Below are 22039 nucleotides of genomic sequence, written 5' to 3' on the forward strand. Positions count from 1 at the left end.
CGGGCGATGCCTCGATAGACGACGATACCTGCCCCCTCAGCGACCGGTGATGATGATTGCTGCCAGCACAGAAGTTGCGAGACAATGCATGTTTGACGACACGCATGTCCCGCCGTTCTTGTGCGGCGGTCGCATTTTTTGCGAATCTCGCAAGGTTTGTGGGCCGTGTCGAGCGGCAAATTGACGCCAATGCCGGACGCCTCGAAGCACGATCCTGCGCGGCGGCTCCAGGCCGTCTTGCGGCAAGGCCGCAAAACGCGAATACTCCCGCCAGCCGGGTTTCCTGAAGGGAACTGCGGCCAAAAAGCCCGGCATAGGGCAATGAGGGAGGATATCATGGCGCGGGAGTCCGGGCGCGATACGCCCAACGGCAACAATTTCAGTACCAGCCGGCGCAGATTTTTGGGCAGTTCAGGACTGGCTGCGATCGGCGCCGTCATCGGAGGCGCGATGCCGCTCTCACGCAACGGCGGCGGAATCCCTCAGGCCCATGCGCAGGCCGCTCCGGGCGCGCCCCCTCCGGCCAAGGGACCGCAATACCTGAAATATCCAGGCAAGCACGAAGGCCTGGTCGTGCTCGGCGAAAAGCCGCTGGTTGCCGAGACGCCCGAAAGCCTGCTCGACGACGACACCACGCCGATCGAGAAGTTCTACATCCGGAACAACGGGCAGATCCCCGAGGAGGCGAAGGATCCCGACGCCTGGAAGATCACCATCGATGGCGAGGTCAACAACAAGATCGAGATCACGCTCGGTGAGTTGAAATCGAAATACAAGGCCGTGACGCGGCGCATGGTGCTGGAATGCGGCGGCAACGGCCGTGCCGGATTCTCGCCGCCGGCGCGCGGCAACCAGTGGACCAATGGCGGGGCGGGCTGCGCCGAATGGACCGGCGTGCCGCTCGCCGATCTGCTCAAGAAGGCGGGCCTGAAGCCATCAGCAAAATACACCGCTCATTATGCGGCCGATCTTCATCTGTCGGGCGATGCCAATAAGCCGAGCCTCTCGCGCGGCGTGCGGCTGGAGAAGGCGATGGACCCCAACACGATGATCGTCTGGGCCATGAACGGCAAGCCGCTGCCGAACATCCATGGCGGGCCGGTGCGCCTGATCGTCCCGGGCTGGTCGGGCTCGGCCTCGCAGAAATGGCTGACGCGCATCACCATCCGCGACCGCGAGCATGACGGCCCCGGCATGACGGAGTTTTCCTATCGCACCCCGATCAAGCCGATGGTGCCCGGCGGCAAGGCCGATCCGGCAAACTTCCGCATCCTGGAATCGATGCCGGTACGCTCGATCATCACCAATCCGGCCAACGGGGCGAAGTTCGCGGCCGGCACCAAGGAGCTGAAGCTGCGCGGCGCGTCCTGGGCCGGCGATCTCACCGTCAAGCAGGTGGATATCTCGACCGATTTCGGCGCGAGCTGGCAGCGGGCCACGCTTGAGAAGCCGAAGAACAAATATGACTGGCAGCGTTGGACTGCGACCTTGAAACTGCCAAGTGACGGCTATTTCGAGATCTGGGCGCGCGCAACCGATTCCAAGGGTGCGATGCAGCCGCATCAGGCCGGCTTCTGGAATCCGCAAGGCTATGGCGGCAACGCCATGCACCGCATCGCCGTGCTGGTCGGATGATGCAGCGCTTGGTGTGGTTCGCGATGGCCGGCGCGCTCTGGATCGTGCCGGCCATGGCGCAGACAAGCTTTGCGCCACGCGAGGAAAGTCCGGAGGAGTTTCCCGCAGGTCCCGGTCGCGACGAGACCTTCTACGCCTGCACCGCCTGCCACGGTTTCCGCCTGGTGGCGCAGCAGGGCATGACGCGCGCGCGGTGGGAGGATTCGATCAACCTGATGATCCGCCGCCACAACATGCCGCCGCTCGACGACAAGGATCGCGAAAAGGTCCTGAGTTATCTCGAGACGGCCTATCCGCCCCGCGCGCCCACGGGCCGGGGAGGCTGGGTGAACCCGTTCGCGAAGTGAGCGCTCGCGGCTCACACTCCGCCCGATGATCTCGCAGATCAGATGATTCGCCTGGGTCGGCGGACATGCGTATTTGATATTGCAGCCATGTGATCGCGCCGGGCATTTTGTGCGGCGAGGTGCAAAATTGATGCATGCGTGCGAGGTATTTGGTCTCGCATTTGTTGGCACCAATACCTATCTCTCGGATCAGGGAAGGAAATTCGCCCAAGGACAACTCCGATAAAGGAGCCATCCATGGCGAACGCACTCACCACTGGCCTGGTTTTCTGCCCCGACCGGAAAGCCCTCGTTCTTCACCCGATTGTTGCGCGTTCAAATCGAAGCCCGTCAGCGGCGGGCTGACCGTGTCGTTGCGCAGTACCTTGCCGCCCGCGGGTTCAAACCGACTGACGACGCCGGGCATCAGGCCGGGCGTCTGCTTGCTAAAGCGGGGCGGCATCCATGATCACACTCATCCTCGTGCAGTTGGCAACCAGGCTCGCTCGCCTTGGGAAGGAGGGTCTTGCGGCGTGGCACGAAGCCCAGCGCCTTCGCCGTCTCCTTCCGGGCCCGACCGAGGAGTAGCCCGGTTGGCGTGAACAGACGCGCCACGACAAAATCCTGAGCTTCGGTTCTGGTTTGATCAGAACCGAAGCAGGCGTAGCCCGCATGAGCCAACGGGTCGCGCGAATGCGCGCCCGATAACAGGCTCCGCGGGCCGGCCCCGCATATCGCGTTGCTCATGCGGGCTACTAGCTACTTGCTATCTCACCGCGATCGGCGACACCGTAGAACCGGAGCCGCCCTGAATCTTGAGCGGCTGCATCACAAAGGCGAACTCGCCGACGCCCTTTTGCGTGAGCTCGTCGAGCTTGAGATTCTCCAACAGATGGATCCCGTTCACTACGAGCGCGATCTGGTGCACCGGAAGCGACAATTGCTTGTCGGGGTTCGGTGCCACTTCGACCGGCCAGTTGTCCGCGCCGAGCAGCATCGGGTCCTTTGCGGCTAGCCAGAGCGCGGCCGGCACGCCGATGCCGGGGCAGGATTTCACGTAGCGCGGGTTGTCCTTGCCATAGAGCTTGCCCCAGCCGGTGTGAATGAGCACGGCGTCGCCGGGCTGCAGCGTCAGGTTTTGCTTCTTCAGGGCGCCCTCGAGATCTTCCACGGTGATTTCGTAATTGTCGCCCAGCATCTCGACGCCCTTGAAGCCCGCGACGTCGATCAGCACGCCGCGCGTGAACAGCGTGCCCACATTGTGGATTCCGAACTTCTTGAATCCGGTGCGATCCGAGTTCTCGTCGACCTTCTGGCAATTGTACCAGCTATTGAGATGGGTCTGGTGCGCAAAGCCGTCGAACTGCGTGCCGACCTGGCCAAGCTCGGTAATGATGATCTCTTCGTTCGAGCCGCGCATGTTGGAGAACTGGTTCATGAACGTGCGCTTGGTATGCATGTCGAAGCGCCGCGTTCCGAAGAACGCCATGCTGGGACCGAGCACGTGCGCGAGCTCGATCACTTCGCCGGTCTTGATCAGCTTCGCTGCGTTCATCACGGCCGCGGGCTTCTGGTGATTGGCCGCACCGCGTTCGTCGGCCGCGCCCCATTTCGACGGACAGCGTTGGCTTTCGGACGGAACGGTCCAGGTTGGTGCTTGCGCGTAGGCAGCGGCGGAAAACGCAAGCGCGATCGCCGCACCCAATGTGAATGCTTTCATCGGTAACCTCCCAGGAGAGGGCGCTCTGGAGACGGCACCCCCTGAGATAAATAATGCTGGTCCGATTGAGGCGGTTCAAGCGGCAATTCGCCTGATAACGGTGAGGTTGTGCTTCCACGCATGCCTCGAAGTCCGTTATGATGAGGTCAAACGGACGGGGAAGGCTCTTTGCCTTCCGCTAATCGACTTTCATTGAGGGAGCACATCATGAAACGCCGTACGTTCCTCAAAGGCAGCGCCGTGGTCGGCGCGACGACGCTGGTTGCGGCACCTGCGATCGCGCAAGCAGCGCCCGAGATCAAATGGCGTTTGACCTCGAGCTTTCCGAAGTCGCTCGAAACCATCTTCGGCACGGCGCAGACTTTCGCGAAATACGTGGCTGATGCCACCGACAACAAGTTTCAGATTCAGACCTTTGCGGCAGGCGAGATCGTGCCCGGCCTGCAGGCGCTTGATGCGGTGAGCTCCTCGACCGTCGAGATCGCGCAGACGCCGCTCTATTTCTACATCGGCAAGGAGCCGGCGCTGACCTATGCGACGGGCGCGCCCTTCGGCATGAACCATCGCCATCAGCACTCCTGGTGGACGTTCGGCGGCGGCGCTGATCTCTGCAACGAGGCGCTGAAGCCTTTCAAGGCGCACGCGATTCTCTGCGGCAATTCCGGTACGCAAATGGGCGGCTGGTTCCGCAAGGAGATCAAGACGGTCGACGATCTCAAAGGCCTGAAATTCCGCATCGCAGGCATGGGCGGCCATGTGCTCGCAAGGCTCGGCGTCGTGCCGCAGCAGATCGCGGGCGGTGACGTTTATCCGGCGCTCGAGCGAGGAACGATCGATGCCGCGGAGTTCGTCGGTCCCTACGATGACGAGAAGCTCGGCTTCTACAAGGTGGCGAAGTACTACTATTTCCCCGGCTGGTGGGAAGGCGGGGCCATGCTGCACATGGCCGTGAACGACGAGAAGTGGAATGCGCTTCCCAAGCCATACCAGGCGATCGTCAACCAGGCCGCTTCGGCGGCCGGCGCGTGGATGATCGAAAAATACGACAGCGTCAATCCTGCGTCGCTGAAGCGGCTTGTCGCCAACGGCGCGGAGCTGCGCGCGTTTCCGCAGCCGGTCCTGGAAGCCTGCTACAAGGCCACGCAGGACCATCTGAACGAGATCGCCGAAAAGAGCCCGCTGTTCAAGAAGACCAAGGAGAGCCACGACGCGTACATGAAGGAAGTGCTGTTCTATACGCAGATCGCGGAAAATTATTACGACAACTACCTGCTCAGCAAAATGCGCAAGGGGTGAGGGCGCGCCACGATGAAGCGTAGCCTGGATGAGAGTTAGCGACATCCGCCGCCGGGCGCGATGGACTACTTTGTCCGGTCGCTAGCGCTCAACCTGGCAGCAGGCCAAGATTTATCGCCAGGAAAGCAGGTCCATTGATACTGCCATGCACCACGATGCCCACGCACGTATTTTGCGAGCGTTGGACCGACCACGGAATAACAAACACAACGGGCAAGAGAACCAACAAGACTCCGGGGCCAAAACTGAAATGGAACGCTCCGTGAAGCACGCCTTGAACGATCCAGGTGTTAGCCCCGAATACGGGCTCCTGGCGCGGTTGGATAAACCCGCGCCACCATAACTCTTCTCCGATGATATTGACCGCGAAGAATGGCAGCCATACCGCAAGCAGGTAAAGCTGGTCCGTCGCGAGCGGCTTAAAGTGTATGAAATCAGGCTGGGTTGGCAGTTGCGGCCACACCAATACATTCAACGCCTGTAAGCCCGCAATTGCAGCAATTGTGCCACCTATGGCCAGCCCGGTCAGCCGCCAATCGCTCGATGTCATCTTGCGAACCCGCAAGTGTTCGAGGAGTCTTGCCAGTGAGGTGGATTGGATAGTCATTGCTCCGCCAACGAGGGCGGCAGCCAGGAGGGAGGCCAATACAAGTCCACCGGCAAAAAACCACGCCAGCAACGGTTCCCAGCCGCGAGCTAACAGGCGCGGCATCAACGCGTGAGTTGCAAGCCAGAGCAGGGCCGCCGGTATGCCAAACAACACCACCGATGGTGCAATTCCGATCCGATCCGGAATCTTTGCCTGTTTGATGTCCATTCGATTTTATCGGCGTTTTAGCCTTCGTCTCGCTAGGTAGGTCGGTTCGGAAAGTATGTTACTGCGGCTCGGGCAGATATGCGGCACGTTCTGATATTGGCCACCCTGCCTGCGATTGGTTCGATCCGGACGGCTCTCTTCAACGGCAGGTTATCGGCCCAGTCGCGCAAATATGCATCAGAGGTGCATTTGCAACTTGCGCGAGCGCTTGCGCGCAAAATCTAATTTGCTGAACAGATTCAAGCTGATTTGGGTGGTCCAGCCGTCCGCGCAAAAATACTTTGCTTCCCTTTCACCCCAAATCAGTGGCTATTTCCGCGCTGTCCCGCCTCGGCAAGAGGGGCGTATCGCGGTCGTCACGAACGCGAGGCGGGATGCGGTGGACGCGAGGGCGTCGGCGCGCAAAGTGGTCGCAGGGCGAGATCAAAACTCGTGAGCGGCTCGCGGCGCGCAAGATGAACGACGTCATTGCGTACGGCAAAACCGTGTGGTCCTGACACCCGTGGCTGGTGCCAAGCTGCCGGTGGCGAGTTCGATCCAACCGGATCGACGAGCCATCAAGCCGGCAGCGATGGAGGCAAGAGGAATTCGTCTCCAGGGAGAGCACGGCATAAGCCGTCAAACCATTGCGCAGGGAATGCCGGAGTGCCTCGGCTGTACCTGTATGCTCGTGTGCGCATCTCTTAGCGCTACTTGCACACGAGACCGCGGGTGCAGCAAGCACCCGGCATTCCCTGCACCCTCTCGTTTTGAGGGAAAAGGTTAGACAAACCTCGGGCGCAATTCGCGTCGCGAGAACGCGAAACTGTATCCACCGTCATTGCGAGCGCAGCGAAGCAATCCATTATCACCGCGAATGCCGAAGGATGGATTGCTTCGCTGCGCTCGCAATGACGCGGGGAAGGGCGGCGGCCCTAGCGGATACCCCACATATGCGGGATGTGATGCTTCCTTGGTCACACGCAAAATCCTTGCGCCGGCATTTCGCGGACTTCGGTCACGTCCATGTGAAAGCCTCGGCTCTGTTCGAATTTGACAATGACTGACCAGTCAGTCACAAACGAAGCATGACAAATGAAGCCGCCAAAACCGCCAGGAAATCGGCTCCGAAGCCGGTCAATCGCCGGACCGGGGCGAAAGCGTCGGCGTCCTCGAAACCGCTGCCGGCTTCCAGCCGCGCCGAACGCGCGGCCGAGCGGCGCGGGGCCATCATCGCGGCGGCGATGGACGAATTCATCGCGCGCGGCTTTGCGGCGACACGGCTCGACGACATCGCCAAACGCGCCGGTGTCGCCAAGGGCACGATCTATCTGCACTTCAAGGACAAGGAATCGATGTTCGAGGAATTGATCCGGACCGCCATCGTACCGCTGGTCACCCGCCTCTGGGCGACGCCCCCGCAACCCGGAGCATCGGTGCGCGACATGGTGGAGGGCTTTGCCAAAACCTTCATCGAGGAGGTGGCCGCCACGCGACGCGGCGACCTTGTGCGGCTGATCGTTGCCGAAGGCCCGCGATTTCCTGAGGTCGCCGACTTCTATTACCGCGAAGTGGTGTCGCGAGGCCTCGCGGGCATGCGCGCGCTGATCGAACTCGGCATCGCGCGTGGCGAGATCCAACACAAGAACCTGGCGCGGTTTCCGCAAATCATGGTCGCGCCCGCGCTCATCGCCGTGATCTGGCAGAGCCTTTTCAGCAGACATGCGCCACTGGATGCCCTCGAAATGTTTCGGGTGCATCTCGATCTGATTTTTGGCGAACGGAGAACAGCATGACTTCGTCGCGAACGATAGCGATCCTGGCCGCGCTGGCGCTGGCCGCCGTGCTCTCCGGTTGCCAGGAGCGCAGGGATCCGGGCTTTCAGGGCTGGGTGGAGGCCGACATGATCTTTGTCAGCCCCGACGAAAGCGGACGCGTCACCAAGCTCAATGTGCGCGAGGGTGACGAGGTGAAGCCCGGCATGCAGCTTTATACGGTCGACGACGATTTGCAGCAGGCCGACCTCAATCAGAACAAGGCGACGCTCGCCAATGCGCAGCAGACCTATGATCGCGCGGCGTCGCTGAGCAAGACCGGCTCCGGCACACAGGCCAACCTCGATTCGGCAACCTCGGCGTTGCGCGTCGCGGAAGCCCGCGTCAATACTTCTCAGACTCGCCTCGCGCGGCGGAGCGGCTTTGCGCCGGTCGGCGGCACCATCCAGCAGATCTATTTCCGCGAAGGCGAAATGGTGCCGGCGCAGCGGCCGGTACTGTCGATCATGCCGCCCGGCAATATGAAGATTCGCTTCTTCGTGCCGGAGACAGAACTGCCGAAGCTTGCGATCGGCGACGAGGTGAAGGTGACCTGCGACAATTGCGCGGCCGATCTCACCGCAAAAATCTACTTCATCGCGACGACGGCGGAATACACCCCGCCGGTCATCTACAGCCTCGATGAGCGCAACAAGCTGGTCTACCTGATCCAGGCACGGCCGAGCCGGCCGGACGTCTTGCGCGTTGGCCAGCCGATCAGCGTATTCCTCAACGCCCGGACGCCGGTAGCGGAGAAGAAATGAGTTCGGTTTCGACGACATCTGCCGCGGATATCGCCATCAAGGTCGACGGGCTGTCGAAATCGTTCGGCGGCCGCGAGGTCGTGCATGACCTCTCGATGCAGGTGAAGCGCGGCTCGATCTACGGCTTTCTCGGGCCGAACGGCTCCGGCAAGACCACCACCATCCGCATGCTGTGCGGGCTGTTGACACCCGATGCCGGCGAGGGCACCTGCCTCGGCTACGACATCCGCCGCGACGCCGACAAGATCAAGCGCCTGGTCGGCTACATGACGCAGCGCTTCAGCCTGTATCAGGATCTGTCAGTGCGCGAGAACCTCGAATTCGTCGCACGGCTCTACGGAATGCGCGACGCGCGGGGCGCCGCGGCCGACATGATCAGGCGGATCGGCCTGAGCGGCCGCGAGGAGCAGCTTGCCGGCGAGCTGTCCGGCGGCTGGAAGCAGCGCCTGGCGCTCGGCGCCTGCACGCTGCCCAATCCGCAATTGCTGCTATTGGACGAGCCGACCGCCGGCGTCGATCCCAAGGCGCGGCGCGATTTCTGGAACGAGATCCACGCGCTCGCCGCCGAAGGCCTGACGGTGTTGGTCTCCACCCATTACATGGACGAGGCCGAGCGCTGTCACGAGATCGCCTATATCGCCTATGGCCACCTGCTGGCGCACGGCACGGTCGACGAAGTGATCGAGAAATCAGCGTTGTCGACCTACACGGTTTCCGGCGACGATCTCAACGGGCTTGCGGCCGAGCTCGCCGGCAAGCCCGGCGTCGACATGGTGGCGCCGTTCGGCACCAGCCTGCACGTCTCGGGGCGCGACAAATCCGCGCTGGAGACAACCATCGCACCTTATCGCGATAAGAGGGGATGGCGCTGGGAGGACAGCGAGCCGTCGCTGGAAGACGTGTTCATCGATCTCATGAACCGCTCAAAGGACAATTTCCAATGAGTGCAACCGATGCTGCCAGCCAAAATCGCGACGTGCCGGAGCCTGCCTTCGGCTTCTGGCGGCGCAGCTATGCGATGCTGGTCAAGGAATTCATCCAGCTCCGCCGCGACCGCGTCTCGTTCGCGATGATCGTGATGATCCCGGTCATGCAGCTACTGCTGTTCGGCTATGCCATCAACACCACGCCGCGTCATCTGCCGACGGCGGTGCTCATTCAGGAAGATAGCGATCTGGCGCGCTCAGTGCTGAAGGCGCTGGAGAATACCAAATATTTCCGCTTCACCCGCGAAGTACACAGCGTCGCCGAGTTCGACGATCTCCTGCAGTCGGGCAAGGTGCTGTTCGGGGTCGAGATCCCGCGCGGCTTCGAGCGCGCGGTGCGGCGCGGCGATCGACCGGCGCTATTGGTCGCGGCCGACGCCACCGATCCGGTCGCGGCCGGCTCCGCGCTGGGCACGCTCGGCGCAGTGGTGCAGACCGCGCTCGCGCACGACCTTCACATCGGCGATCCGCCCGCGATGCCGTTCGAGATCAGGGCACATGCCCGTTACAACCCGGCCGCGGAATCGCGGCTCAACATCGTGCCAGGCCTTGTCGGCACCATCCTGACCATGACCATGCTGATCTTCACCGCGTTGTCGGTGACGCGCGAAATCGAGCGCGGCACCATGGAGAGCCTGCTGTCGATGCCGATCAGGCCGGTGGAGGTGATGTTCGGCAAGATCATTCCCTATGTGATCGTCGGCTTCATCCAGGCCTCGCTGATCGTCGGCATCGGGGTCCTGCTGTTCGGGGTACCGATCCTCGGCAGCGTGGCGCTGCTGGCGGCGCTGACGACGCTGTTCATCACCACCAACCTGTCGATCGGCTATACCTTCTCCACCATCGTGCAGAACCAGTTGCAGGCGATGCAGATGTCGATGATGTTTTTCCTGCCGAGCATTCTGTTGTCCGGATTCATGTTTCCATTCGCCGGCATGCCGGTCTGGGCACAGTATCTCGGCGAGGGACTGCCACTGACCCATTACATCCGCATCGTCCGCGCCATCATGCTGAAGGGCGCGGCTCCTTCCAACCTGCAATACGACACGATTGCACTCATTGTACTGATGCTGGTGGCGATGACGATCGCCGTGACACGCTTCCGTCGCACGCTCGATTGAGGGTATATATTTTGCAGTCATTCCGGGGCGCCTCGAAGAGGCGAACCCGGAATCTCGAGATTCCGGGTTCACGCTTGCGCGTGCCCCGGAATGACAAGGGGCTTCGATGGTAGGGTTCTGGGGCAAGGGGAAGAGCGACCAAGAGCCGGCGGTGTCGGCCGACTTCCAGCGCGCGCTGATGCAGGAAGTGATGAAAACCGAGCTGCTGCGCATCAAGGCGCTGATCGCAACCACCGCACTGCTCGCTATCATCCTCTGGACAGTCTACCTGGTTGCGCCCGAGGCGGTGAGCCGCGTGTGGCACGGCAATCTCAAGCCGCATTATCTTTATTCGATCATCGTGCCGTTCATCCTGTTCGAGTTGTGGGTGCATGGCGCGATCACCCGCCATATGCGTCAGGGTCGCGACCTGCCGATCTTCCGGCGCTACCTCGGCGCGCTGATCGAAACCTCGATGCCGACGATCGCGCTGGCGCTGCACATCAACAGCATGGGATCGGTCGCGGCGCTCGGCTTCGTGGTGCCGATGACCTATTTCATCTTCATCATCCTCTCCACGCTGCGGTTGGATTTCTGGCTCTCCACCTTCACCGGCGCGGTCGCCGCCGTTCAGTTGTTTTGCATGGCGATCTTCTATCATCCGCCCACGGGCGACGCCGAGCCCAGCATTTACTATCACGCCGCGCGCAGCCTGATCCTCCTGATCTGCGGCTTGCTGGCTGGCGCCGTCGGGCACCAGTTGCGGCGGCAGTTCGAGGCGAGCATCAAGGCGGCGACCGCGCGCGACCGCATCACCAATCTGTTCGGCCAACACGTCTCGCCGCAGGTGGTTGAACGCCTGATGGCAGAAGGCGCCAAGACTGACAGCGACATCCGCCGCGTCGCCGTCATGTTCGTCGATTTCCGCAGCTTCACCGCCGGCGCACGCACTCGCACGCCGCAGGAGGTGGTGGAGCGGCTCGATGGCGCCTTTGCCGTGCTGGTTGACATTCTCGATCGCCACGGCGGCATCGTGAACAAGTTCCTCGGCGACGGATTTCTGGCGCTGTTCGGCGCGCCGCTGGAAGCGCCGGACCCGGCGCACCGGGCGGTTGCCGCGGCGCGCGAAATGCTGGAGGCCAATGCGCGGGTTAATGAAGCGACGAGCTGGCCGCTGCGCATCGGCATCGGCATTCACCTCGGCGAAGTCGTCGCTGGCAATATCGGGTCGCCGCGGCGCAAGGAATACACGGTGATCGGCGACACCGTGAACTTCGCCTCGCGGCTCGAAGCGCTCAACAAGGATTTCAATTCGCAATTCCTGATCTCCGAAGCGGTTCGCGACGCGCTGGGCGAAGCGTGCCGCGATGCCGTCTCGCTCGGCGAGGTGGAGGTCAGGGGCTATGAGCGGCCGATGGCCGTGTGGCGGTTGGCATAGGGAGAGAAAGAATGCAGAGGCGTTATATCACTGTAGACGTTTTCACCGACCGCGCCTTCGGCGGCAATCCGCTCGCCGTCGTGCTCGATGCCGGCGGGCTGTCGACCGAACAGATGCAGGCGATTGCCACCGAGTTCAACTATTCGGAGACGACCTTCGTGCTGCCGCCGCGCGAGAGCGCGAACGACGCGCAGGTTCGCATCTTCACCGTGAACAGGGAGTTACCCTTCGCGGGTCATCCCAATGTCGGCACCGCCTTCGTGCTGGCGATGCTGGCGGCCAAGCCGCCGGCGCGATTGCTGTTCGAGGAGGGGGCAGGGATCGTGCCGGTCGAGATCGTGACCGAGCAGGGCAAGGTCGTCAGCACCGAATTCACGGCGCCGCAGCCGCTCAAGCGGATGTCCCATGTCAGTGTCGAACAAGCGGCGGCCTGTCTCTCGTTGTCGGCGAATGACGTCAAGAGCGACCGTCATCCGCCGCAGGTCATCTCGGTCGGCCTGGCCTTCCTCGCGGTGGAAGTTGCCTCCCGCGAAGCGCTGCGGCGAGCGAGGCCCGATGCCGCTGCGTTCGCAAACACTTTCCCGTGTGACGGGAGCGACGCCGTCTATTTCTATACGCGCGATGTGCCGGCCGGTGAAAGGCCATGCGACTTGCAGGCGCGGATGTTTCATCCGGGCGCCAGTGGACTATCTGAAGATCCCGCGACCGGCAGCGCGACGGCCGCCTGCGCAGCGCTGCTTGCCGATCTCGACCCCACCAAGGACGGCGAACTGAGATTGCGGATCGGGCAGGGCATCGACATGGGGCGGCCGAGCCTCTTGCTGACGCGCGTCCGCAAGAAAGATGGCGCGGTCGCTTCGATTCATGTCGGCGGCAGTAGTGTGAAGATGATGGAGGGAACGTTCCGGCTGGATGGCAAGGGGTGATGTTCTCGTAGCCCGGATGAGCGAAGCGATATCCGGGGGCGGTGTTCGTGTTGACCCGGATGTCGCTGTGCTCATCCGGGCCACGTTCTACACCTGCGGCGCGACCAGATTCTCCACCTTCACGCCATCGCGCTCCTCGATGATCTCCGCGATCCATTGCCGATGGCAATGGGCGTGGTCGCGCTCATAACAGAGAATGCACACCGGCCCCGATTGCTTCACCAGCGCCGACAGCTCGTCGAGCTCCTCCTTCGCCTGCGTCGTCTTCAGATGCGCCGAATAGATTTTATGCAGCAGACCGAACTTGCCGCTGCGCGCGGCCTCGCGGCCGCTCTTCGGCGTCCCGAGGCCTTTGAGGTGCAGATAGGAAATGCCGCGCTCGTCGAGGCCGGCCGCGAGTTGAGTTTTGGAGAAGCCCGGCCGCCGCGAGGAAGCAACGGCGCGCACGTCCACCAAGAGTTTGACGCCCGACGCTTCTAGCTCGTCGAGCACGGCCTTCGCCGGCGTTTGCTCATAGCCGATGGTGAAGAGGCGTTGGGTCTTGCGGGCCATGTCGATATCCGGTGCGTTGATCTGTCATCGGGAAAGCTAGGGTCGTGCGCGGATGATTTCCATATGCCGCGTTGCCGCCGGGCGCGGCATGTCGCATAGTCCCTGCAAAGAGCCTGTCGAAGGCCCGCATGCACGGGGGACACGATGAACCGATTTTGCCGGACGCTGGCAGGGCTGCTCGCGCTTGTCGTTGGCGGCATTGCGGCAGCGCACGCCCAGACAAGCTATCCCGATCGCCCGGTGAAGATCATCGTCCCGATCGGGCCCGGCGGCAGCTACGATCTGGTCGGGCGGTATGTGGCGGACGCGCTGTCGAAGCGGATGGGGCAGGCGTTCGTGGTCGAGAACAAGCCGGGCGCCGGCACCGTCGTCGGCACGCAGGCCGCAGGCCAGAGCGAGCCGGACGGCTACACGCTGGTGGTCGGCGGGCTCTCCAACATGGCGTTTAACTCGGCGCTGTATTCGAAGCTCGGCTACGATCCGCGCAAGGATTTCGTGCCGGTCGCGCTGGTCTATAAGTTCGGCTACGTCATGGTCGGCCGCAAGGATTTGCCGCACGGCAAGCTGGCGGACATCGTGGCTGCCGCAAAGGCCAATCCTGGCTCGATCTCGGTCGCAACGGCAGGCGTCGGCACTGGTCAGCAACTGGTCGCGGCTGCCTTCATGAAGGCTGCCGGCGTCAAATTCCTGGAGGTGCCCTACAAGGGGTCACCGCCGGCCTTCACCGACCTGCTGGCCGGCCGCATCGACCTGTTCTTCGACTCGATGGCCGCCGGGCTGCCTTACGTGCAGTCCGGGCAGGCGCGGGGCATTGCAGTGCTGTCGTCGAAACGCAGTCCGCTCGCGCCTGATGTGCCGACCATGTCTGAGGCGGGCGTGTCCGGCCTCGATGTCGATTCCTGGCTCGGGATATTTGCACCTGCCAAGACCCCGCCGGAGGTCATCACGAAATTGCGCCGGGAAATCCGTGCCTCGCTGCCCGAACTCAAGGAGCGTTTCGAGAAGAGCGGCGGGGAGCCGTGGGATCTGCCGGACGACAAGCTCGATGCGTTCGTCGCGTCCGAATACGAGACCTGGACGAAACTGATCCGCGAGGCCGGCATCAAGCTCGACTGAGGATCACTTCACCCGCTCGATCAGCTCCATCGCACCCGCGGGCGCACGCACCTTGCCCTCGTGGATCACATAGGCGAACACGTCGCGCGGCATCTTCTTCGGCTCGGCCTTGTCGAAGCGCGGCAGGTCGTCGGGCTCGCCGCCGGCGGCCCAGGCCTGAAACCGCTTCGCCCAGGCGTCGAGCTGCTTCGGCGGATAGCAGGTCTTCAATTCGTCATTGCCCTTCTGCAGGCGCGCATAGACGAAATCGCTGACGACGTCGGCGATCGCGGGATATTTGCCGTGCTCGGCGAATACGACCGGCGTCTCGAATTGTCGCAGCAAGGCGATGAACTCCGGCACACAGAAACTGTCATGCCGCACCTCGACCACGTGGCGCAGCGCGCGACCGTCGAGTTTGCGCGGCAGCAGTTCGAGGAATTTGCCGAAATCGGCCCCGTCGAATTTTTTGGTCGGCGCGAATTGCCAGAGCACCGGGCCGAGCCGGTCGCCAAGCTCCATCACGCCGGAATCGTAGAAGCGCTTTACGGAATCGCCGGCCTCCGCCAGCACACGACGATTGGTCGCGAAGCGCGGTCCCTTCAACGAGAACACGAAGCCGTCGGGCACTTCACGCGCCCATTTGCGAAAACTTTCCGGCTTCTGCGATCCGTAATAGGTGCCGTTGATCTCGATCGAGGTCAGCTTCGACGCGGCGTAAGACAGCTCCTTCGCCTGCGCCAGCTTCTCCGGATAGAACACGCCGCGCCACGGCTCGAAGGTCCAGCCGCCGATGCCGATATAGATGTTGCCGCTGCTGGTTGCGGTCGACTTCGAGGGCTTGCTCACTGGAGGACTCTTCGGAAAGGGGGGAGGGCTGGCGGATGTTAGCCCAAATCGGCTCTGGTTGGCCAGTTGTCGCAGCCGGCGGCAAGGCTTTCGGAATCCAAACGCGCGGTCTCGTGGAGCATGTTTCGAAAAAAAGAAGCTCCGGAAAACCGGAGCCTCTCCCATTCGCTCTACGCAAAAGCCGCAGTTTTCAACGCGCCCAGGGCTTGTTATGGCTTGTTATGTCTCTCCGGCGCCTTGCCGACCAGGCCCTGAAACGGCTGCAGCGATTGCTTGGCAAGCCGGTTGTGGAGTTCGCAGATCTTCTGCGACTCGGCCACTGACGTCTCATAAGCCCGCTTCACAAATTCGCTTTGAACCGTCATCGCCTTGTCGAGCGAGCGAACGCCGCTGAGTTGCTCGACAAAGGACCCGAAATCCTCGAGCGATTTCCTTGTGTAGTCGCGATAGGCGTTCGCGATGGTCTGCAGGCTGACCGGCGCAGGCTCCGCCGCGGGTTCGACTGGCGCAGAGGGGATCGATGCGGCCTCGGCTGGCGCGGGCTCGGCCGGCGAGGGCGCCGCGGTCGGCTGCGGCTCGGGCGATGCGGCGACGGCTGGTTCGTCGACGGCCGGCTGATCGACCTTCGGGCTTTCCGCGTGAGCCGGCTCCGGCTGCAGCGGCGGATCCTGATCCGGGCTTTGCAATTCAACCGGCGCCGGGCTCGCTGTTGGGCTCACCGTCGGGTTCTCTTGGGGAGCGGCCTTTTTACCCCGCTCTCCCTTCCGGTTGCGCCGTCCGGATTTCCCGGTCGGCTTGCCCTGATCTGTATTCGACATCTGCTTCCCCTATTCCCTGTCAAATCAAAGGTCGAGACTCCGCCATGTTTGCGATCTAATCGCGGTTCTTGCTTGTCAGTTGCGCGGCACTCGCGTGGTCAGATTTTGAAAGATGGACTCGATGGCCGGTTTTCTCGATGGTCGACGTAGGGACTATTCCGCCCCGCGCTTTTTCCATGATATCAGTTCCCGGTCAGGCGTAGGGGAACGTTGAGTATGAATTCGCAGTCATTCGCCGGTCTTTTGGGAGCCATCGTCGCCTCGATCGTGATGGTGGTCGCCGTCGCCTACGGGCCGATCGGCCAATATGGAAAGCCCGCCAAGCCGGCCAGCATCCAGCAACCGGCGCCGGTGCAGCAGGCTCCTGCGGCGCCAGCGCCGCGCGGGCCGGTGATTCGGGAAGTGCCGAATTAGGAGAGACAGGCCGCCCCTTGCGGAACGCAGGCGGTGTTCCCATGTTATGTTCAACGGCGACGTTGACGCTTCAAGGCTCCGGCGCTGGAACGACCATGAATAGTTTGGCTGCGCCGGATGTACGCGCGCCCGCTGTTCGTGGTCGTTGGCATTTTAGGCTCCTTTTTAAGGCCGTTTTCCCCGATTGAGTGGCTGTTCCGGAACCCCCGCCTTGGCATGTGGGGCGGCTGCGGATATACGCTGGCGGCCATGAATGACGCCATCAAACCGGGCCCCGAAACCCCGTCGCAGGCCGGTTTGCCTGAGCTTTCGGTCGTCGTCCCGACATTCAACGAACGCGACAACGTGACCGTGCTGTACCGGCGGCTGGAGGCGACTCTGGCCGGCATCGCTTGGGAAGTCGTCTTTGTCGACGACAATTCCCCCGACGGAACCTGGGAAGTGGTGCGGGGGCTGGCACGGAAGGATTCCCGCGTCCGCTGCATCCGTCGGATCGGGCGACGTGGACTGTCAGGTGCCTGCATCGAGGGTATCCTGGCATCGAGCGCGCCTTATGCTGCGGTGATCGACGCCGACCTGCAGCACGACGAAGCACAACTGCCGAAGATGGTTGCGCTGCTGCGAAGCGGCGAGGCGGAACTGGTGGTCGGCAGCCGCTATATCGAGGGCGGCAGCGCCGACAGTTTCAACAAGCAGCGGGCGGGCGCCAGTCAGCTTGCGACCGAGGTCGCCAAGCGCACGCTGAAGGTCGAGATCGCCGATCCCATGAGCGGCTTCTTCATGATTCGCCGCGATCGTTTCGAGCAACTGGCGCCGCAGCTCTCGACCCAAGGTTTCAAGATCCTGCTCGATATCGTCGCCTCTGCCCAGGGTAATTTGCGCACCATCGAAATTCCCTACTCCTTCGGTTCGCGCCAGCATGGCGAGAGCAAGCTCGATTCCATGGTGGCGCTGGATTTCCTCGGGCTGGTGCTGGCCAAGCTGACGCATGACGTGGTGTCACTGCGTTTCCTATTGTTCGCGATGGTCGGGGGCACGGGCATTGTCGTACATCTCGTGGCGCTATTCATCGCGCACGAAATCTTCAATGCCCGGTTTGCTGAGGCGCAGGCCATAGGTGCGCTGGTCGCGATGACCAGCAATTTCATTCTGAACAATTTCCTCACCTATCGCGACCAGCGGCTGAAGGGATTTGCGATCCTGCGCGGCCTGCTGCTGTTCTATCTGGTGTGCGGCGTCGGCCTGCTTGCCAACGTCGGGGTGGCGTTCTCGATCTTCGAGCAGGAGCCGATCTGGTGGCTCGCGGGGCTTGCGGGCGCGCTGATGGGCGTGGTCTGGAATTACGCCATGTCCGGTTTGTTCGTCTGGCGCAGGCGATAGTCGGAAGATGACCTCGAACGAGGCGCGGGTTGCCCTCAACACGGGTCTGGCGATCCTGGCGCTGATCGCGCTGCGCCTGATCGCCGCGGCGTTCACGCCGATCACCTTCGACGAAGCCTATTACTGGATGTGGTCGAAGCATCTTGCCGGCGGCTATTACGATCATCCGCCGATGGTCGCCGTTGTGATCCGACTCGGCACCCTGATCGCAGGCGATACCGAGTTTGGCGTGCGGCTGGTCTCGATCCTGCTGGCGCTGCCGATGAGCTGGGCGATCTACCAGGCCGGCGCCATCCTGTTTGGCAGCCGGCGCGTGGCGGTCTCCTCGGCGATCCTTTTGAACATCACGCTGATGGCTGCCGTCGGCACCATGATCGTGACACCGGACGCGCCGCTCCTGGTGGCGTCCAGTCTCCTGCTGTTTGCGCTCGCCAAGGTGCTGCAGACCGGCCGCGGCGTGTGGTGGCTGGCGGTCGGCGCAGCGGCCGGCTGCGCGCTGCTGTCGAAATACACCGCACTGTTCTTCGGACCCGCCATCCTGATCTGGCTGATCGCGGTTCCCAAGCTGCGGCACTGGCTAGTCTCGCCCTGGCTTTATCTCGGTGGGCTCGTTGCGCTAGCGCTGTTTGCGCCGGTCATTCTGTGGAACGCCGAGCACCACTGGGTCTCTTTCATCAAGCAGATGGGGCGGGCGCGGATCGAGGATTTTCGGCCCGTCTTCATCGCCGAACTGATCCCGACGCAGATCGCGTTCGCGACGCCGCTGGTGTGGATGCTCGGCGCGATGGGGCTTTACGCGCTTCTCCGTCGCCGGGCCGGTGCGCTGCCGGCGCGCGCTTTGATCAACGCGATGTTCTGGATCATCGTCGCCTATTTCGTCTGGCACTCGCTGCATGCGCGCGTCGAGGCGAACTGGTTTGCGCCGGTTTACCCGGCGTTTGCCATCGCCGCCGCCGTCGCCGCCCATCTGGTCGAGTGGGAGCCGCGCTGGCAGCGCCTGGCCGATTTCTGCCGGCGCTGGGCAGTGCCGGGCGGCATCCTGTTATTTGCGCTGCTGGTCGTGCAGGCCAACAGCGGCGTGCTGTCAGGTTATCGCCGCGATCCCACGGTGCGCAGCGTCGGCATCGGCTGGCACGAAACGGCCGAAGGAATTGAGGCGGTGAGGGCGCGCGTCGGCGCAGCATGCGTGCTTGCGTCAGATTACGGCACCACCGCCTGGCTCGCCTTCCATCTGCCGAAGGGCACCTGCGTCGCGCAGCACAGCCATCGCATCCGTTGGGTCAACATGCCCGAGCCAGATACGGCGCAGCTCGCCGGCAAATTGCTGTATGTGTATGACGCGTTGCTTGGCGACACGCCCTATCTGAAGGACAGGTTTGCCCGTATCGAGCGGGTCGGCGAGGTCCAGCGGAAGCGCGGCCCGTTCGTGATCGAGACTTATGCCCTCGATGTGCTGGAAGGGCCAAGGGGCGAAGTGTTCGACCGCACGCCGCCGCCGGAATTGCGATAGAACGCGTGAGCCAGTCACTCGGCGGCGTCGCGATGCGTGCGTTGGTCCAGCGTGGGACGTTCGCTCCGCCACAGCCAGACCACGAGCGAGCCTGATCGGCCGCGAATCTGCGCTTCGACCGGACCGGCAAGGCTTCCGGTTTTCAGCCGCGCGCCGTTGCGTTTGGCTGCGGTGCGCAATGTGTCGCTGAGCGCCAGCCGGACATCGTGGCGGGCCGCCACTTCCATCAGACGGCTCGCGACATTGACGGTGTCGCCGGCGGCGGTGATGTGCTGATGGTTACGGCCACCGAGCCGGGAGGCGACGATCGGCCCGAAATGCGCGCCGATCTTGAAGCCGATTCGATGCGCGATTGCCGGCGGCAATGCTTCAATCCAGCGTTCGGTCTTGACGCAGAGCGCGATCGAACATTGTGCCGCGCGCGTAGCGTCATCCTCGGCCGCCTTCGGCAGGCCGAACAGGATCATGGCGCCGTCGCCGAGAAAACTCGTGATCATGCCGCCGCATCGCGTCGCTTCCTTGTCGACCAGCGCGTGAAATTCCTTCAATAGCCCCCGCGTGGCATCCGGATCGAGCGTTTCGCTGAGCGAGGTAAATCCAGAGAGATCGACGAACACGACCGCGGCATTCTGCCGGACCGGCGCCAGCAGGAAGTCAGGATCGCGTGTCAGCCATTCCTGCAGGCCCGGCGTGTGGAATTGTTCGAGCAGCCTGTTTTGTACGGCGAGATGCTGGGCGCTGCGCCGGCCCGACCATAGCTGGACCGCGCCGAACAGCATGAGCGGCGGCGCTGCTGCGGCAATGGTGGTCGCGGCGTCGAGCCAGATGCCGTGCGCGAAAGCAATCGTGTTCGCGGTCGCCCATGCCAGCACGACCGCGCTGACCGCCACGAGACCGATTGGGTTTCGCCGCCACACCAGCAAACCGACCAGCAACATCGGGAGCAGGATCGCCGTGATCGCCCCGGCGATGCGAACCGTTTGGTTGCGCACGAGGCCGTCGCCTGCGACCAGATGCGTAATCGCGGTGGAAATGATTTCCACCCCAGGCATCAGTGAATCGAACGGCGTCGGAAAGAAGTCGCCGGCGCCGGTTGCGGTCGCGCCGAGCACGACGATGCGGCCCTGAATCGCTTCCTTGTTGTCGATCTGGCCGTCGACCAGATTGGCGGCGCTGATCGTGCGAATGGTCTGGCGTGGGCCGTAATAGGAAATCGGCAGCGCATAGTGGGAGGCGGTTGGGATCGGCCGATCGCCGAACCTGAGACGGTCGGGCTCGATCGTCAGCGGTTGGTCGATCGCGATCGATGCGACACGGAGCGGAAACGACAACTCGATCTTGTCGCGCGTCCGGAACAGCATCGGGACCGAGAGCGGCGTGCCGGTCTGGCCCGTCGCCACATTGGCGATACCGACTTCCGCGCGGTCGGCGAATGCCGGCAGCGGCAGCAGGAAGCGGCTGGCCTTCGGCAGGCGGGCGAGTGGCCCATCGTTCTCGGCGGAAGGCTGAACGGTGTTCGAAAATACCGCAGCCGCGGCAAGCACCGTCGGACCCGTCGCGAGCGATTTCGCGAGCGCCGCATCGCCGTCGGCCGGTCCCTTGTCGATCAGCAGGAGATCGATCGCGATGACTTTCGGCTCCAGCCGCGCGATCGCCTCGACGATCTTGGCTATCTCTGCGCGCGGCAGGGGATAGGTGCCGACGAGTTTGACGACGGTGTCGTCGATCGCAACGATCGTGACGAGGTCCGGCGGCGCCTTCACGCCGCGCACCAGCGTGCGCACGTCGGTCAATGCAGACTCGAGCCGGTCGAGAAACCGCAATTGGCCGGCCGAATGGCCGAGCCATATCGCGCCTGCCCACAATCCCGTGCAAAGCAACACAACCAGAATATGAAGGCGTCGACGGTTCATCCGCTCGGCTTCTATTGTCCCAATCTTGCCATCAGGGCCGCAACGCGCGCAGGCGGCCAGCGCTTGATGATCAACTCGCCCGACGGCTCGACATCGACGCCATCACCGGCGGCGAGTACGACGCTGCCGCGGCCGGCGGGCCGCGCCACGCGCACGCTGCCGTCAACGACGAAGACCGATGTCTTTGCACCTTCGGCGTCCACCGTCCATTTGGTACCGCGCACCGCGGCAATCGCCTGTGGCGTCATCACCTCGAACCTGACGCGGCCCGGCTTCTTCGGCACTTCGAGCAGCAGGGCCTTGTTGCTGAGTTCGACGGAATCGACCTGGCCATCACGGTTGCGATCCCTGAGTTCGAATTTCGCGCCGCTTTCGGCCACGATCGTGATCGCGTTCTGGCAACGCAGCGTTTGCGTCCCCTGGGCCGTCGATGCGGACGTGCAGCCCGATTTTGCCGGCTGCGCCGCCGCAGGTCCGGCGAACAGCAGCATGCCTGCGAAGGCAATCGATCCGGCGCGCGCCAGCATTGTCATGGCGGTTCCCTTTTGGGGTACGGCGAAACCTAGGAGTAGGGCGATACGGTGCCGTATCAAGCGCCGCGATCCAGTGCAAAGCCAATAGTAGACGATAGTATGTCTGCCTTCGGCGGGTAAGGTTCGGGTGAAGTCTTCCGATCCGGCAGTTCAGCAAAAAGATCCGGTAAATCA

Annotated in this window: 20 protein-coding genes; 13 read left to right on the forward strand and 7 right to left on the reverse strand. The window is 62.9% G+C overall.

What is annotated here, in order from left to right:
- The first annotated feature begins 336 nt into the window (after positions 1 to 336).
- Together V1292_RS19860 and V1292_RS19865 are read left to right on the forward strand one after the other, a co-directional pair.
- Positions 337 to 1635, forward strand: a complete 1299-nt coding sequence (locus V1292_RS19860) for a sulfite oxidase (protein ID WP_334374389.1) — start codon at positions 337 to 339, stop codon at positions 1633 to 1635.
- Entirely contained in the window at positions 1632 to 1982 is a 351-nt protein-coding gene (locus tag V1292_RS19865; protein WP_334374390.1) for a hypothetical protein, read from the forward strand. The genes V1292_RS19860 and V1292_RS19865 overlap by 4 nt, the downstream gene beginning before the upstream one ends.
- Positions 1983 to 2727: 745 nt before the next feature.
- Here the strand turns inward: V1292_RS19865 and V1292_RS19870 are convergent.
- Positions 2728 to 3681: a cyclase family protein gene (locus tag V1292_RS19870; protein ID WP_334374391.1), complete on the reverse strand. Its 954-nt coding sequence runs from the start codon at positions 3679 to 3681 to the stop codon at positions 2728 to 2730.
- 207 nt (positions 3682 to 3888) lie between these two features.
- Between V1292_RS19870 and V1292_RS19875 the strand changes: the two genes are divergently transcribed.
- A complete protein-coding gene (locus V1292_RS19875; protein WP_334374392.1) occupies positions 3889 to 4977 on the forward strand; it encodes a TRAP transporter substrate-binding protein in 1089 nt (362 codons plus the stop codon).
- Positions 4978 to 5065: 88 nt separating this feature from the next.
- On the opposite strand, the gene V1292_RS19880 is transcribed toward V1292_RS19875, so the two are convergent.
- Entirely contained in the window at positions 5066 to 5794 is a 729-nt protein-coding gene (locus V1292_RS19880) for a CPBP family intramembrane glutamic endopeptidase (RefSeq protein ID WP_334374393.1), read from the reverse strand.
- Between the two features lie 1067 nt (positions 5795 to 6861).
- Between V1292_RS19880 and V1292_RS19885 the strand changes: the two genes are divergently transcribed.
- The 6 genes from V1292_RS19885 to V1292_RS19910 all read left to right on the forward strand — a co-directional run bounded on the left by V1292_RS19885 (position 6862) and on the right by V1292_RS19910 (position 12801).
- Positions 6862 to 7569, forward strand: a complete 708-nt coding sequence (locus V1292_RS19885) for a TetR/AcrR family transcriptional regulator (RefSeq protein ID WP_334374394.1) — start codon at positions 6862 to 6864, stop codon at positions 7567 to 7569.
- Positions 7566 to 8351 (forward strand): HlyD family secretion protein, encoded by a 786-nt coding sequence (locus V1292_RS19890; RefSeq protein ID WP_334374395.1) that lies wholly within the window; start codon positions 7566 to 7568, stop codon positions 8349 to 8351. Before V1292_RS19885 ends, V1292_RS19890 begins: the two co-directional genes overlap by 4 nt.
- Positions 8348 to 9295, forward strand: coding sequence for an ABC transporter ATP-binding protein (locus tag V1292_RS19895; protein ID WP_334374396.1), 948 nt, complete (start codon positions 8348 to 8350; stop codon positions 9293 to 9295). Before V1292_RS19890 ends, V1292_RS19895 begins: the two co-directional genes overlap by 4 nt.
- A complete protein-coding gene (locus tag V1292_RS19900) occupies positions 9292 to 10458 on the forward strand; it encodes an ABC transporter permease (protein ID WP_334374397.1) in 1167 nt (388 codons plus the stop codon). Before V1292_RS19895 ends, V1292_RS19900 begins: the two co-directional genes overlap by 4 nt.
- A 106-nt stretch (positions 10459 to 10564) precedes the next feature.
- Entirely contained in the window at positions 10565 to 11875 is a 1311-nt protein-coding gene (locus V1292_RS19905; protein ID WP_334374398.1) for an adenylate/guanylate cyclase domain-containing protein, read from the forward strand.
- A gap of 11 nt (positions 11876 to 11886) precedes the next feature.
- Entirely contained in the window at positions 11887 to 12801 is a 915-nt protein-coding gene (locus V1292_RS19910) for a PhzF family phenazine biosynthesis protein (protein WP_334374399.1), read from the forward strand.
- Positions 12802 to 12888: 87 nt separating this feature from the next.
- Here the strand turns inward: V1292_RS19910 and V1292_RS19915 are convergent, their stop codons facing one another.
- The gene (locus tag V1292_RS19915) at positions 12889 to 13353 is read right to left on the reverse strand and encodes a DUF488 domain-containing protein (protein WP_334374400.1); all 465 of its coding nucleotides are present in this window, start codon (positions 13351 to 13353) and stop codon (positions 12889 to 12891) included.
- Positions 13354 to 13497: 144 nt separating this feature from the next.
- On the opposite strand from V1292_RS19915, the gene V1292_RS19920 reads away from it, so the two are divergent.
- Entirely contained in the window at positions 13498 to 14469 is a 972-nt protein-coding gene (locus V1292_RS19920) for a Bug family tripartite tricarboxylate transporter substrate binding protein (RefSeq protein ID WP_334374401.1), read from the forward strand.
- Positions 14470 to 14472: 3 nt separating this feature from the next.
- On the opposite strand, the gene V1292_RS19925 is transcribed toward V1292_RS19920, so the two are convergent.
- Positions 14473 to 15297 (reverse strand): DUF72 domain-containing protein, encoded by an 825-nt coding sequence (locus V1292_RS19925; protein WP_334374402.1) that lies wholly within the window; start codon positions 15295 to 15297, stop codon positions 14473 to 14475.
- Between the two features lie 209 nt (positions 15298 to 15506).
- Positions 15507 to 16115 (reverse strand): phasin family protein, encoded by a 609-nt coding sequence (locus V1292_RS33900; RefSeq protein ID WP_442895539.1) that lies wholly within the window; start codon positions 16113 to 16115, stop codon positions 15507 to 15509.
- A gap of 216 nt (positions 16116 to 16331) precedes the next feature.
- On the opposite strand from V1292_RS33900, the gene V1292_RS19935 reads away from it, so the two are divergent.
- From V1292_RS19935 to V1292_RS19945, 3 genes are all read left to right on the forward strand, one after another.
- Entirely contained in the window at positions 16332 to 16529 is a 198-nt protein-coding gene (locus V1292_RS19935; RefSeq protein ID WP_334374403.1) for a hypothetical protein, read from the forward strand.
- A gap of 249 nt (positions 16530 to 16778) precedes the next feature.
- A complete protein-coding gene (locus V1292_RS19940; RefSeq protein WP_334374404.1) occupies positions 16779 to 17909 on the forward strand; it encodes a glycosyltransferase family 2 protein in 1131 nt (376 codons plus the stop codon).
- 7 nt (positions 17910 to 17916) lie between these two features.
- Complete coding sequence (locus V1292_RS19945; protein WP_334374405.1) at positions 17917 to 19419, forward strand: glycosyltransferase family 39 protein; 1503 nt, start codon at positions 17917 to 17919, stop codon at positions 19417 to 19419.
- 14 nt (positions 19420 to 19433) lie between these two features.
- Here the strand turns inward: V1292_RS19945 and V1292_RS19950 are convergent, their stop codons facing one another.
- Positions 19434 to 21332 carry a CHASE2 domain-containing protein gene (locus V1292_RS19950; RefSeq protein ID WP_334374406.1) on the reverse strand — a complete coding sequence of 633 codons (1899 nt, stop codon included), beginning with the start codon at positions 21330 to 21332 and terminating at the stop codon, positions 19434 to 19436.
- A gap of 11 nt (positions 21333 to 21343) precedes the next feature.
- Positions 21344 to 21865 (reverse strand): FecR family protein, encoded by a 522-nt coding sequence (locus tag V1292_RS19955; RefSeq protein WP_334374407.1) that lies wholly within the window; start codon positions 21863 to 21865, stop codon positions 21344 to 21346.
- Positions 21866 to 22039: the final 174 nt, after the last annotated feature.

It is taken from the genome of Bradyrhizobium sp. AZCC 1719, assembly GCF_036924525.1.
Classification (GTDB): domain Bacteria; phylum Pseudomonadota; class Alphaproteobacteria; order Rhizobiales; family Xanthobacteraceae; genus Bradyrhizobium.

Excerpts from the sequence above, each read along its gene's own strand:
- V1292_RS19860 (WP_334374389.1), top strand. The coding sequence starts at position 337 with ATGGCGCGGGAGTCCGGGCGCGATACGCCCAACGGCAACAATTTCAGT.
- V1292_RS19865 (WP_334374390.1), top strand. The coding sequence starts at position 1,632 with ATGATGCAGCGCTTGGTGTGGTTCGCGATGGCCGGCGCGCTCTGGATC.
- V1292_RS19870 (WP_334374391.1), bottom strand. The coding sequence starts at position 3,681 with ATGAAAGCATTCACATTGGGTGCGGCGATCGCGCTTGCGTTTTCCGCC.
- V1292_RS19875 (WP_334374392.1), top strand. The coding sequence starts at position 3,889 with ATGAAACGCCGTACGTTCCTCAAAGGCAGCGCCGTGGTCGGCGCGACG.
- V1292_RS19880 (WP_334374393.1), bottom strand. The coding sequence starts at position 5,794 with ATGGACATCAAACAGGCAAAGATTCCGGATCGGATCGGAATTGCACCA.
- V1292_RS19885 (WP_334374394.1), top strand. The coding sequence starts at position 6,862 with ATGACAAATGAAGCCGCCAAAACCGCCAGGAAATCGGCTCCGAAGCCG.
- V1292_RS19890 (WP_334374395.1), top strand. The coding sequence starts at position 7,566 with ATGACTTCGTCGCGAACGATAGCGATCCTGGCCGCGCTGGCGCTGGCC.
- V1292_RS19895 (WP_334374396.1), top strand. The coding sequence starts at position 8,348 with ATGAGTTCGGTTTCGACGACATCTGCCGCGGATATCGCCATCAAGGTC.
- V1292_RS19900 (WP_334374397.1), top strand. The coding sequence starts at position 9,292 with ATGAGTGCAACCGATGCTGCCAGCCAAAATCGCGACGTGCCGGAGCCT.
- V1292_RS19905 (WP_334374398.1), top strand. The coding sequence starts at position 10,565 with ATGGTAGGGTTCTGGGGCAAGGGGAAGAGCGACCAAGAGCCGGCGGTG.
- V1292_RS19910 (WP_334374399.1), top strand. The coding sequence starts at position 11,887 with ATGCAGAGGCGTTATATCACTGTAGACGTTTTCACCGACCGCGCCTTC.
- V1292_RS19915 (WP_334374400.1), bottom strand. The coding sequence starts at position 13,353 with ATGGCCCGCAAGACCCAACGCCTCTTCACCATCGGCTATGAGCAAACG.
- V1292_RS19920 (WP_334374401.1), top strand. The coding sequence starts at position 13,498 with ATGAACCGATTTTGCCGGACGCTGGCAGGGCTGCTCGCGCTTGTCGTT.
- V1292_RS33900 (WP_442895539.1), bottom strand. The coding sequence starts at position 16,115 with ATGTCGAATACAGATCAGGGCAAGCCGACCGGGAAATCCGGACGGCGC.
- V1292_RS19935 (WP_334374403.1), top strand. The coding sequence starts at position 16,332 with ATGAATTCGCAGTCATTCGCCGGTCTTTTGGGAGCCATCGTCGCCTCG.
- V1292_RS19940 (WP_334374404.1), top strand. The coding sequence starts at position 16,779 with ATGAATGACGCCATCAAACCGGGCCCCGAAACCCCGTCGCAGGCCGGT.
- V1292_RS19945 (WP_334374405.1), top strand. The coding sequence starts at position 17,917 with ATGACCTCGAACGAGGCGCGGGTTGCCCTCAACACGGGTCTGGCGATC.
- V1292_RS19950 (WP_334374406.1), bottom strand. The coding sequence starts at position 21,332 with ATGAACCGTCGACGCCTTCATATTCTGGTTGTGTTGCTTTGCACGGGA.
- V1292_RS19955 (WP_334374407.1), bottom strand. The coding sequence starts at position 21,865 with ATGACAATGCTGGCGCGCGCCGGATCGATTGCCTTCGCAGGCATGCTG.